The sequence below is a fragment of the Mycobacterium terramassiliense genome (assembly GCF_900157385.1).
GTDB lineage: Bacteria > Actinomycetota > Actinomycetes > Mycobacteriales > Mycobacteriaceae > Mycobacterium > Mycobacterium terramassiliense.
The window spans coordinates 187,849-199,734 of sequence record NZ_LT717697.1; the positions used below are offsets into that span (position 1 = coordinate 187,849).

The 11,886-nt window shown below is 68.2% G+C and carries 11 protein-coding genes; 4 read left to right on the plus strand and 7 right to left on the minus strand.

What is annotated here, in order from left to right; translation table 11 throughout:
* Positions 1–71 precede the first annotated feature (71 nt).
* From MTAB308_RS00955 to MTAB308_RS00965, 4 genes are all read right to left on the minus strand, one after another.
* On the minus strand, positions 72–395 hold the full coding sequence (locus MTAB308_RS00955; RefSeq protein ID WP_077097012.1) for a DUF732 domain-containing protein: 324 nt from the start codon (positions 393–395) through the stop codon (positions 72–74).
* A gap of 100 nt (positions 396–495) precedes the next feature.
* Complete coding sequence (locus tag MTAB308_RS29530; protein ID WP_245831174.1) at positions 496–696, minus strand: papain-like cysteine protease family protein; 201 nt, start codon at positions 694–696, stop codon at positions 496–498.
* The gene (locus MTAB308_RS00960; RefSeq protein WP_245831176.1) at positions 693–1,178 is read right to left on the minus strand and encodes a hypothetical protein; all 486 of its coding nucleotides are present in this window, start codon (positions 1,176–1,178) and stop codon (positions 693–695) included. Before MTAB308_RS00960 ends, MTAB308_RS29530 begins: the two co-directional genes overlap by 4 nt.
* Before the next feature lie 211 nt (positions 1,179–1,389).
* The gene (locus tag MTAB308_RS00965) at positions 1,390–2,745 is read right to left on the minus strand and encodes a PPE family protein, SVP subgroup (RefSeq protein WP_077097014.1); all 1,356 of its coding nucleotides are present in this window, start codon (positions 2,743–2,745) and stop codon (positions 1,390–1,392) included.
* Between the two features lie 254 nt (positions 2,746–2,999).
* Here MTAB308_RS00965 and MTAB308_RS00970 point away from each other — a divergent pair, with 254 nt between their 5' ends.
* Positions 3,000–4,007 (plus strand): class I SAM-dependent methyltransferase, encoded by a 1,008-nt coding sequence (locus tag MTAB308_RS00970; protein ID WP_425436167.1) that lies wholly within the window; start codon positions 3,000–3,002, stop codon positions 4,005–4,007.
* A 12-nt stretch (positions 4,008–4,019) separates the two neighbouring features.
* Here MTAB308_RS00970 and MTAB308_RS00975 read toward each other — a convergent pair whose 3' ends face one another.
* Together MTAB308_RS00975 and MTAB308_RS00980 are read right to left on the minus strand one after the other, a co-directional pair.
* Entirely contained in the window at positions 4,020–5,510 is a 1,491-nt protein-coding gene (locus MTAB308_RS00975) for an FAD-dependent oxidoreductase (RefSeq protein ID WP_077097401.1), read from the minus strand.
* Positions 5,511–5,584: 74 nt separating this feature from the next.
* Entirely contained in the window at positions 5,585–6,325 is a 741-nt protein-coding gene (locus tag MTAB308_RS00980; protein ID WP_077097018.1) for a hypothetical protein, read from the minus strand.
* 65 nt (positions 6,326–6,390) lie between these two features.
* Between MTAB308_RS00980 and MTAB308_RS00985 the strand changes: the two genes are divergently transcribed.
* From MTAB308_RS00985 to katG, 3 genes are all read left to right on the plus strand, one after another.
* On the plus strand, positions 6,391–7,665 hold the full coding sequence (locus MTAB308_RS00985; protein ID WP_077097403.1) for a L,D-transpeptidase: 1,275 nt from the start codon (positions 6,391–6,393) through the stop codon (positions 7,663–7,665).
* Positions 7,666–7,806: 141 nt separating this feature from the next.
* A complete protein-coding gene (locus MTAB308_RS00990) occupies positions 7,807–8,256 on the plus strand; it encodes a Fur family transcriptional regulator (RefSeq protein ID WP_216823634.1) in 450 nt (149 codons plus the stop codon).
* A gap of 48 nt (positions 8,257–8,304) precedes the next feature.
* Positions 8,305–10,545 (plus strand): catalase/peroxidase HPI, encoded by a 2,241-nt coding sequence (gene katG / locus MTAB308_RS00995; protein WP_077097020.1) that lies wholly within the window; start codon positions 8,305–8,307, stop codon positions 10,543–10,545.
* A gap of 167 nt (positions 10,546–10,712) precedes the next feature.
* On the opposite strand, the gene MTAB308_RS01000 is transcribed toward katG, so the two are convergent.
* A complete protein-coding gene (locus MTAB308_RS01000; protein ID WP_077097022.1) occupies positions 10,713–11,480 on the minus strand; it encodes a DUF1906 domain-containing protein in 768 nt (255 codons plus the stop codon).
* Positions 11,481–11,886: the final 406 nt, after the last annotated feature.

Sequence of the window (11,886 nt, forward strand, 5' to 3'; positions counted from 1 at the left end):
CCTCTCTACCCAGCGCACATCGCACACACCGTTATGGAAACAGTATGTGTTCTGCAGGTGGAGCGAGGTGACTAGCCCGGGCAGTAGGTCGACTCCGCGGCGCTGACCCAGCCGGTCATGTCCGCGAACGAGAAACCCTTAGAGCTCATGCTGGAGTGCAAGTCGGCGGCGATCGCATCCGGCGTCTTGCCGGCCATCCGGTCGGCGCAGACCGCGTGTCCCATCGCGATCATGTCGGAGTCGCTCGCCGAGGGCCAACTGAATCCAAGGCTTTTCAGTTTCGCCAAGTATGCGTCGTCAGTGGAGTCGGCAGCCGCAATAGCGGTGCTTGCGGTGAGGGCGGCGCCGACCATCACCGGGATAGTCAGTTTGGCCAGCCAGCGAGGTGCAAACATTGCGTACCCCTTCTTTTGTTATCCGCGTCGAGTGTGTCGCCAGTATATGGGTGTTCACGATAACCGGATATGAAAAATATCGAAACTTGGGGCGGGCCGATTAGGACGTCACGACGATCGAGTCCTCGCCGGTGCGCCAGGCGTCGGTGAAGGCGGAGACGGGAACCTGCTCGTCGGCGGATTCGGCGGCCGGGTCGTTGAGGTGGACGATCTGCTTGCTGGTGTCGATCCCGGTGACGACCACGAAGTGATCGGCGTCTTTGCGTTGGTCCTCGGTGCGCCAGATGAACGCGTAATTCACAAATTCACATAGGCGATGATCTTGCGGTTGTCGCTGAGGTAGTGCTCCAGCGCGGGCAGTCCGGTGCGGTCGTCGGGTTGCTTGTCCCAGAACATGGTCGATTTGATGCCGAAGTGCTTGAGCAGGACGACCTCGTCCGCCATCTCGATGCCGCCGTTGCCGTTGGTGTGGCTCGGGTCGCCGCGGGGCGCATAAATGGGGCCGGGGTTGGTCCCCGACGGTGTGTTCTGGGCCAGCTTGATCATCTGGCGCTCCGACGGCGACTGGCCAGTGACCTCGCCGACCACGTCGGCCACGGCCACCAGACCGCAGTTGTCCTCGAGAGACTGCTGCTGCCAGTACTTGGCCGCCGCCGCGGGGTCGCCGTAGACGCCGTCGGCGGCCGTCGCCGCCGGGCTTCCCCCCGCGAGAAGGCAGGCCGCGGCCATGCACACGGACGCCACCGCGGCGCGCGCCGCGGCCTCGATCCGGTAATTGAACATGATCGCTCGGGAAAGCCAGTCGTAGATTCGAATTGCATGCAAACGTAGCACCCGGGGGCGGGGCCGTCGGCGGAAAATCGCACAGCCGCCCCTCATATTGCGAGTGGCAACGCGTGGTTAACCCAGCGGCAGCATTTCTACGCTATCGAATACCCAAGGCTATTTGCCATCAAATGGTAACTATTGCCCTGATCCACAATTTGCTACGGGCTCAATGGGCCAGCAAGCGCTTTTTCTGCTCGGTGAATTCCTCTTCGGTAAGCACGCCCGCGTCGCGCAGCGAGGCCAGCTCGCGCAGCTCGGCGGCGATGCTGGTGACCGGGCCGCCGGCCGGGGCTTCGGGCGGCGGCTCCTTTCCATCGGTCTTCCCGCTCGTGGTGGGCATCCCGATGCGCTCCCGGCGGCCGGGGCCACCGCCGGCGCCGCCGGTGGTACCCGCCATCGCGCGCCCGGCCATGCCGGCCAGCGCCATCTGGCTGAACAGGCTTCCCGCGCTTCCGGCGGAGGCGTCCGCGGCGGCCGCGGTGGCCGCCGGTAACGCGACGGCCAGGGGCCGGATCATCGTGGTTTCGTAGGTCCAGGCCAGTGGAACCGACAGCGCCCCAATCGTTTTCGCCTCGGCCAGGCCGGCCGTCACGGCCGAGCCGCCGGCCAGGTTGGTGATCACCGGGAACGGCGTTGGCGGCACCGCCGCGTTGCCCGGCCACGCCTGGATCCCCGCCCAGCCGCTGACGATGTCGTCGGTGTGGAAACCGGTCAGGGCACCTACGACGTCGAACGGCAGGGCCACGAGCGTCCCTGGCGAGTCGATACCAAGCCCGGCCACGCTGGCCGGCGCGTCGAGGAAGACCGCAATGAGATCGCTTATCAGGCCGAGCGCGTCGAGCGGCGTCCCTTGGGCCGGTGCCGCCGCCAGGCTGGTCAGGGTGCTGGGCACCGCGGACATCGCCTGCGGGACGCTCGACAACGCACTCTGCGCGTTGCCCGCCGAAGTGCCGGTGGCTTGCGCCACGGCGGCCGCCTGGGTGGACGAGCCGCCTGCGTTGGTGCTCCTCGGCGGGGGCGCGAACGGCGTCAGCACCGTCGCCAGCGCGGACGCGGCGGCGTAGCCGTACATGGCGGCGGCGTCCTGGGCCCACATCTCGGCGTACTGCGCCTCGATGGCCGCGATCGCCGGCGTGTTCTGGCCGAAGATGTTGCTCGCGATCAGGGCCAGCAGCATGCTGCGGTTGGCCGCGATCACCGGTGGCGGCACCGTCTCCGCGAACGCCGTCTCATAGGCGGCGGCCGCGGCCGCCGCCTGGTTCGAGGCCTGCTCGGCCTGCGTGGCGGAGACCCTCGTCCACGTGACGTAGGGGGCGGCCGCGGCGGCCATCAACGCCGACGACGGGCCGAGCCATGGCCCGGCGGTCAACGCCGCGAGCTCCGACTGATACGAGCTCGCCGCCGAGTGCAGGGCGGCGGCCAATCCGTCCCAAGCCGACGCCGCGGCCAGCATCGGCCCCGATCCGGGACCGGCGTACATGCGCGCGGAGTTGACCTCCGGCGGCAGCGCTGCGTAGTCCATGTCGTTCCCTCCGATCGGTTCAGAACCGCCGCGCATTTGGCCGGCTCCGGTGACGTGTACTCGGCGGCACAGCCAGGACCGCGCCAGCAAACGTCGCACTTACTTCAGTAGTACATGTCCGGTACCCAAACGTTGCCAATACCGCGCCGACGGACGTGTTAAGGCTCGGTGTCGGAGGCAGCCACCGTGCGGCCACGGACCGGGTCGTGTAGAAGAGTCTGGTGGACGAGCCACCTAAATCGTTCGATCGGTCGATGTTGCACGAAGCGATGGTCAGGCGGCTGTATCGCCGATCGTTGGCCGAGGGCCAGATCACGGTGCCGGCCGTCCCGGGCATGATCGACGAGTACGTGCAGTTGTGCGCCAACCTCTGCGCGACCCTGGGCGTTCCTTACACGCCGGAACAATCGATTCAGCTCAGGAAGGTGCTGGAAGGCGAGTTGGCGAAGGCGTTCAAGGCCTCCCAGCGGTCGGACATCGCGATCTCGTTTCAGCTTCCCTTCGGCACCGGCCTGAACTACCAGGTCAAAGCCGAATGGCGGACGGTCGAGGCCGACTACGACAACTGGGTCGCCACCCGGCCGCCACCGCTGTTCGGCAGCGAGCCCGACGCGCGCGTGGTGGCGCTGGCGCGCGAAGCGGCCGATCCCGCGACGTTTCGGGTGCTCGACGTCGGCGCGGGGACCGGCCGTAACGCGCTGGCCCTGGCCCGGCTCGGGCACCCCGTCGACGCGGTCGAGATGGCGCCGAAGTTCGCCGACGTCATGCGCTCGGAGGCCGAACGCGAAGAGCTCGGGGTGCGCGTCATCCAGAGCGACGTCTTCACCGCGGTGGAGGGTGTCCACGACGAATATCAGCTGATGCTGCTCTCCGAGGTGGTGCCCGACTTCCGGACGACCCACGAGTTGCGCGGCCTGTTCGAACTCGCCGCCGACTGCCTGGCCCCCGGCGGACGCCTGGTGTTCAACACCTTCCTGGCGCGACCGGGCTACACCCCCGACAACGCCGCGCGGGAACTCGGGCAGCAGTGCAACACCATGATCTTCACCCGGGACGAGGTGACCGGCGCCGCGGCGCAACTGCCCCTCGAGCTCATCGCCGACGATTCGGCCTACGAGTACGAGAAGGCCCACCTCCCCGAGGGGGCCTGGCCCCCGACGGGCTGGTTCGAGGGCTGGGCCAGCGGCCTCGACGTGTTCGATGTCCCGCGTGACGAGTCGCCGATCGAGTTGCGCTGGCTCGTCTATCAGAAGTCGGGCTGAATCGGATTTGTCCTAGGCCGTCAGGTCGCGGGTGGCCGGTCCTTTCAGCAGGGTGCCGTCCGGTGCGAAGCGCGACCCGTGCAGCGGGCATTCCCACGCGTTGTCGGCGTCGTTCCAGTTCACGATCCCACCCAGGTGCGGGCACACCGGCGAGACGCGGTGCTCGGTGCCGTCGACGCGGCAGCGGGCCTCCAGATGCCAGGGGGGCCCGCTCACCACGCCGCCCTCGCCGTTGACCGGGCTGCGGCGGCCGGTGCGTAGTGCCGGGGTGATCCAGCCCTTAGCCAGGTCGAACCCGACCTCGAGGTTGGCCTGCAGGGCCGTCAGCAGACCCGACAGTTCGTGCGGGCTCCAGCTCGCGAACGCGCTGGACCAGTCCATCCGCCCGCCCAGGATGCGGCTCGACAGCGCCAGCGCGGCGGCGGCGCCGTTCGTCATGCCCCACTTGTTGAAACCCGTTGCGACGAAGATGGTTTCGGTGTTCGGGAGGATGGGCCCCACGTACGGCAGATGGTCGATGGGCGTGTAGTCCTGCGCCGACCAGAAGTGGGTCTGCACGGCACCCGGGTAATGCTTGCGCGCCCAGTCCGAGAGTTCGGCCAGCGATTGCGACGGGCTCTTCTTGCGACCCACCGTGTGGCCCGCCCCGCCCACGATCAGGCGTTCCCCGTCGGTGACGGGCACGTAGCGCACCGAACGCGTCGGCGAGTCGGTGGAGATCATCATCGGCCGGGTGACGTTGCCGGGGACCTTGAAGGCAAGGCAGTAGGACCGGCTCGGCTTGACCCGCGCGAAATAGCCGCCGCGATCCAGGATCGGGATCCCCGTGGCGAGCACCAGCTGGCCGGCCTCGAGTTCGACATCGCGCGCTGCGGCGTCGTTGACGTGCACGCGCACGCCCTTGCCGCGCCAGGACACCCGCCGGACCCGGGCGTGCTCGACCAGCCGTCCCCCGCGATCCAGGAGCTCGGTGGCCAGCGAGTCCAGGAACCTCATGGGGTCGAACTGCGCCTGGTCGGGCAGCCGCACGCCGCCGTGGTACGGAAACGGCACGTCCGCGTCGTCGTCCCACACCGCGGGCAGCCCCACCGCCTCGCAGGCCTTGAGCTCAGCGCGCGCGGACAAGACGCCCTTTGCCGATTGGGCGTAGGTGTAGGCGTCCTCGCGCTGCACCGCGACGCCGTGCGACTCGCAGTGTTGCAGCACCCAGTCCTGGCCCTCCCGGTTGCCGTCGACGTAGGCCCGCGCCACGTCCCTGCCGTGCCGGGGCAGGACCTTCGACAGCTGGGTGCCCTGCAGCAAGCTGATCTTGGCGGTGGTGTTTCCGGTGGCGCAGGCACCGACCGTGCGCGCCTCCAGCACCAACGTGTCCATGCCGGCGCGGGTCAGCAGGACGGCGGTCATCAGCCCGGTGATCCCGGCGCCGACGACGATGATGTCGGCCGAACGGGGACCGTCGTCAAGCCGGCTTGCGGCCCAAGGCTGTTCGGCCCGGTCAGCCATCCACAAAGAAGTCACCGCTGGCTGATACCCGCGAAGGAGCCGGGAAAACGTCGCCGCCGCCGGCGCGGCGGCGATCACGCCCGTTTGAGCTGCGCTTTCGCCTCTTTGAGCGATTCCGCGGCCGCGCGGTTGGCCCCCTCCGCTTTGTCATACGCGGCTTCGGACCGTTCGAGTCGGCGCTGGGCTTCGCGCAGGGCCGCGCGCGCGTCGTCGCGTTCGGCCTTACGAAGCGACAGGGCGTCGTCGGCTTCGGCCTTCTCCCGCTCGGCGTCGGCGACGGCCGCCTTCAGCTTGTCCAGGCGCCGCTGCGCGGCCGTGCCGGAACGCTTGACTGGCGCCGATGCGGGCGCCGCTTCCCCGACGCCGAAACCCGACCAGCGCTCGGGCTTGGTCAGCCGGCCGAGTCGCCGGGTGACGTCGGGATCGGCGACCGCGGCTTGCAGCGTGCCGGTCACGTCCTCGCGCACCGATGCCGACGGCCGCTGCACGTCGGCGGCTTGCAACGCGGCCCGGGTGAGTTCGTCGATCAGCTTGTGTTGCTCGGCCGACAGGTCGCGGATGCGTTCGCCGTCCATCTCGGCGTGCGCGGCCCGCAGGCGGTCGCCGAGGTCGGACAGGCGCTTTTTGGTGTCCTTGCGCCGCAGCGCGAGCCGGTTGACGATCCAGGCCGCCGTCGTCGGCTTGCGCGCCGCCGCGATCCGTTTGGCGGCCGCCGCGTCGCCGCGCTCCTTCGCCTCGGCGACCAATTCGGTGCGCAGCGCCGTGAAGGCGGCGGGCTCCGCACCGTACAGACTGTCGAGTTCGTCGTCGGCCATGACGCCATGATCCCTCGCGGGCCGCCTCACGTTTCAGGGCGAACGCGGTGGGCTACATGATTCGCATGCCCGCACGCGACGCAAGCAGCGATTCGGCGGCCTGGCCTCGCCGGTTCGTGTTGGCCGTGCTCGTCTTCGTCGGGCTGATGGGCGCGATCGAGACGGCGTCGTTGACCCGGTGCCCGCACGGCGTCTGCCCGCGCCACGGCCTCTCCGCGAAAACGCCTGCCGCCGCGCAAATAACGATCACGCCGGGCGCGGGCGCACACGACGTCGACCCGCTCGCACCGGTGCTGGTGAAGGTCGACGGGGGGACGCTGACCGACGTGCGCATGGTCAACGACAGCGGCAAGTCGGTGCAGGGCGTGATGACCCCGGATAACACCGTCTGGAAGCCCACGGTCCCGCTGGGGTACGGGCGCACCTATACGTTGATCGCCACCGGACAGGGGTCCAACGGCGTTGCGGCCAAGCAGGTTTCGTCGTTCTCTACGCTGCGGCCGTCCAACCAGACCAAGGTTTCCTTCACCACGACGGCCGAGGCCGCGCTGCACGACGGCGGCACTTACGGCGTCGGAACGGTGGTCGTCGCGCACTTCGATGAGCAGATCTCCGACCGGGCCGCCGCCGAGCGGCAGCTCAAGGTGACGACCAACCCACCGGTGCCGGGCTCGTGGTTCTGGGTCGACGGGCAAAACGCGCACTGGCGTCCCGAGCGCTACTACGCCCCCGGAACCACCGTCACCGCCGAGGCCAAGATCTACGGAATCGCGCTGGGCGATGGCCTATTCGGGCAGGACGACACGCGAGTGTCGTTCCGGATCGGCGACGCGCACGTATCCATCGCCGACGACGCCACCCATCAGGTCAGCGTGTTCAACAACGGGGCCCTGGTCCGCACCATGCCCACATCCATGGGGATGGGCGGCACCGACGACGTCGCGGGGCACGCCATCTCGTTGTGGACCCCGCCGGGCATTTACACCGTGCTCTCCAAGGGCAACCCCGTCGTGATGGACTCCTCGACGTTCGGGCTGCCCAAGAATTCGCGCCTCGGCTACCGCGTGACCATCAACTGGGCCACCAAGATCAGCACCGACGGCATCTACCTGCATGAGCTCGATGCGACGGTATGGGCGCAGGGCCACCGGGACACCTCGCACGGCTGCCTGAACCTCAACGCCGACAACGCAAAGTGGTTCTACAACTTCTCGGTGCCCGGCGACGTGGTCGAGGTCCGCAACAGCGGCGGACCGCCGTTGACGCTGGCCCAGAACGGCGATTGGACGCTGAGCTGGGACCAGTGGCGCAAGGGCAGCGCGTTGCAGCCGGCGTCCTAGGCCTTGAGGCCGAGTTGTTTTCGCACTCAACGTTATTCGTCGCACCGCGCGCCGCTCGACGCCCCGACGGTGAACGTTCACCGCGTATTCGCACAACACTCTCCCGGGAAAGTCTTGACTGATTCCAAATAAGGGAGTGATATGGACCACGTGTCCTCATCGGCGAGCAACGCGGACAGGCTGCGCATGGCCGATCTGCGGGTGACCAGGCCCCGGCTCGCCGTCCTGGATGTCGTGCACGCCAATCCCCATGCCGACACCGACACGATCTTCAACGCGGTGCGCGACGGTTTGCCCGACGTTTCGCGCCAGGCGGTCTATGACGTGCTCAGCGCGCTGACCGCGGTGGGCCTGGTGCGCCGCATCCAGCCGCTTGGGATGGTCGCGCGCTACGAGGCACGGGTCGGCGACAACCACCACCACGTCGTGTGCCGCGCCTGCGGTGTCATCGCCGACGTCGACTGCGCGGTCGGAGAGGCGCCGTGTCTGACCCCGTCGGACGACAACCACGTGCTGGAGGGCTTCGTCCTGGACGAGGCCGAAGTCATCTACTGGGGCATGTGCCCCGATTGCTCGACCGCAGATTCTTGATCACTCCCGTGATCGCAGCCCGCATCACAACCACTGGAAAGGAACACTGTGTCATCCGATACATCTGAAAGCCGTCCGCCCCAGGACGACGCCAAGACGGCGAGCACCAGTGAAAGCGAAAACCCGGCAATCCCCTCCCCCAAGCCGAAATCGCATGCGCCCCTGACGAACCGGGACTGGTGGCCGGATCAGATCGACGTATCGACGCTGCACCCGCACTCGCCGCAGGCCAACCCGCTCGGTGACGACTTCGACTACGCCGCGGAGTTCGCCAAGCTTGACGTCGACGCGCTCAAGGCCGACGTCATCTCGGTGATGACCAACTCGCAGGACTGGTGGCCCGCCGACTACGGCCACTACGGCGGCCTGTTCATCCGGATGAGCTGGCACGCCGCAGGTACCTACCGCATTCAGGACGGCCGCGGCGGTGGCGGCCAGGGCATGCAGCGCTTCGCCCCGCTCAACAGCTGGCCGGACAACGTCAGCCTGGACAAGGCGCGCCGGCTGCTGTGGCCGGTCAAGAAGAAGTACGGCAACAAGGTCTCCTGGGCGGACCTGATCATCTTCGCCGGCAACTGCGCCCTGGAGTCGATGGGATTCAAGACCTTCGGCTTCGCCTTCGGTCGCGAGGACGTCTGGGAGCCCGAGGAAATCCTCTGGGGCGAAGAGGACGAATGGTTGGGCACCAACAAGCGCTACTCGGGCGAGCGTAGCCTCGCCCAGCCCTACGGCGCGACGACCATGGGCCTGATCTACGTCAATCCGGAAGGCCCCGAGGGCAAGCCGGATCCCATCGCCGCCGCGATCGACATCCGCGAGACGTTCGGGCGCATGGCGATGAACGACGAGGAGACCGCCGCACTCATCGTCGGCGGGCACAGCTTCGGCAAGACCCACGGCGCCGGCAGCGGCGATCTGGTGGGCCCCGAGCCGGAGGCCGCCCCGATCGAGCAACAGGGCCTGGGCTGGAAGAGCTCCTATGGCACCGGCGTGGGCAAGGACGCGATCACCAGCGGCCTGGAGGTGGTCTGGACGCCGACGCCGACCAAGTGGGACAACACCTTCCTGGAGACGCTGTACGGCTACGAGTGGGAGCTGACCAAGAGCCCCGGCGATGCCTGGCAATTCGTCGCCAAGCACGGCGCCGGCGCGGGCACCATCCCCGATCCGTTCGGCGGGCCGGGTCGCGCCCCGACGATGCTGGTCACCGACATCTCGATGCGCGAATCGCCGATCTATCGCGACATCACGCGACGTTGGCTGGACCACCCCGAGGAGCTGACCGAGGCGTTCGCCAAGGCCTGGTACAAGCTGCTGCACCGCGACATGGGCCCGATCAGCCGCTACCTCGGGCCGTGGGTTCCCGAGCCGCAGCTGTGGCAGGACCCCGTTCCGGCCGTCGACCACGAGCTGGTCGACGCCAACGACGTCGCGGCGCTGAAGCAAAAGGTGCTCGACTCCGGCCTGTCGGTGCCGCAGCTGGTCAAGACGGCATGGTCCGCGGCATCCAGCTTCCGGCGCACCGACAAGCGGGGCGGCGCGAACGGGGCGCGGCTGCGCCTCGAGCCGCAGCGCAACTGGGAGGTCAACGAGCCCTCGGAGCTGGACAAGGTGTTGCCCGTGCTGGAGAAGATCCAGCAGGACTTCAACGCGTCGGCGTCGGGCGGCAAGAAGGTCTCGCTGGCCGACCTGATCGTGCTGGCCGGATCCGCTGCGGTGGAGAAGGCGGCCAAGGACGCCGGCTACGAGATCGAGGTGCACTTCGCGCCCGGGCGCACCGACGCCTCCCAGGAGAGCACCGATGTGGAGTCGTTCGCGGTGCTCGAACCGCGGGCCGACGGGTTCCGCAACTACATCCGCGCCGGCGAGAAGGCGCCGCTGGAGCAGCTGCTGCAGGAGCGGGCCTACTTGCTGGGCGTGACCGGTCCGGAGATGACGGTGCTCGTCGGTGGCCTTCGGGCGCTGGGCGCCAACCACGGCGGCAGCAAGCACGGTGTGTTCACCGATCGGCCCGGCACGCTGACCAACGACTTCTTCGTCAACCTGCTCGACATGGACAACGCGTGGAAGGCGTCCGAGACGGCGGAGAACGTCTACGACGTCGTCGACCGCAAGTCGGGCCAGAAGAAGTGGACGGCCACCGCCAACGACCTTGTGTTCGGGTCGAACTCGGTGCTGCGGGCACTGGCCGAGGTCTATGCCCAGGACGACAACGCGGGGAAGTTCGTCGAGGACTTCGTCGCGGCCTGGGTCAAGGTCATGAACGCCGACCGGTTCGACCTGAAGTAACAGCCGGCAAGCGACACCCCGTGGGCCATCGGTCCGCGGGGTGTCGTGCGTTGCTGGGGCGGCGCGCCAGGGCGTTGCGCGACACATAACCTACGCACACGACACGCCGCTGGAGGTCGCAGCCGTTTATGTCTCGGCGCAGCGGCGGGGGTGACGCGCCGCTCGGTTCAGCGCGGGAAGTCCCACTGGCCGTAATCGGGCGCCAGGACGTCGTCGATATCCACGTTGATCCCGCCCAGCAGCGGACTCGGGTTCGACGGGCTGTTGACCACGGTCTGATAGAGCACCGCGGCCGGTTCGCGCTCCCCGTTCGACCACGACCTGGTCTGCCAGGCCCAGCGATGGCCCGGGGTGGTCGAGTTTCCGATGACGCCGTCGCGGATGGCCCACCCGCACGCCCGGGCGTGGCCATAGATCCCGGCGCGGCCCACGCCCAAGACAGAGTTGATGCCCCGAAACCATTGCACCGCAGGGCCATTCCAGGTGTTCTCGTCGATGTTGTCATCGACGCTGAAGAAGATCGGGGCCGAGGCCGTCCCGCCCGCCGCGTTGTGCAGTTGCTCGGCGGTGTGCGCGTCAGCCACGCCGCCGTCATACCCGCGGGTGTAATCGGACGGGTCGGGCCAGCCGGGCTTGCCGTATTGGAAGTTGCTGACGATTTGAAGGCCGGCCGCGCGGAGCGCGTCCGCATACTCGCGGGTGATGGGCTTCGCCTCGAAGTTCGCGCCCGGCCGCGAGGCGGACACGTAGTTCACCACCCCGGCGTAGCCGGCGCCTTTGATCTCCTCGGGCGCGATCCTCTTTTCGGCGAAGTCGATGAGCCGCGTGTCGGCGGCCCGCGCCCTGGGCTCGTTCACGGCCGCGGCCGCCGCGCCCAAGCCCAGGAAAACCGGTGCGGCGACTCTGAGGACGTCGCGCCGTGAGAGCGATCGCACGGCGCGATGGTAACAAAGTCAGATTCGGTGCTCGGCCTTGATGAATTGGACGGCCCGACCGTGCGGGGGCCGTCGTGGTGGCGCCTCGAACCGGCACCCACCGATTGCTCCTCGGTCGCGCCTGGCTGCGCGAATTGGTGAGCCGCACGGTTCACGCCCTTGTGCGCTGGCGGCTTCGAGTGTGCGTCCAGGGCGAGATTCAGCGCCTGATCGCGCCTTCGGCTCACGCGGGAAGCCATCGGCGCACACCCGAACGCCGCGCTCCCCCCCTCAATTGCGTCATTTAGGTGGGCGAACTATAGTCTGGACACATGTCCAGTTTGCTGTCGCGGGGTTCGGGAGTCCGTTGAGAGCGATGGATTGGGGGGCGGTCGCCCGCGTTGTTTGGTCGGCGGATAAGAGTTGA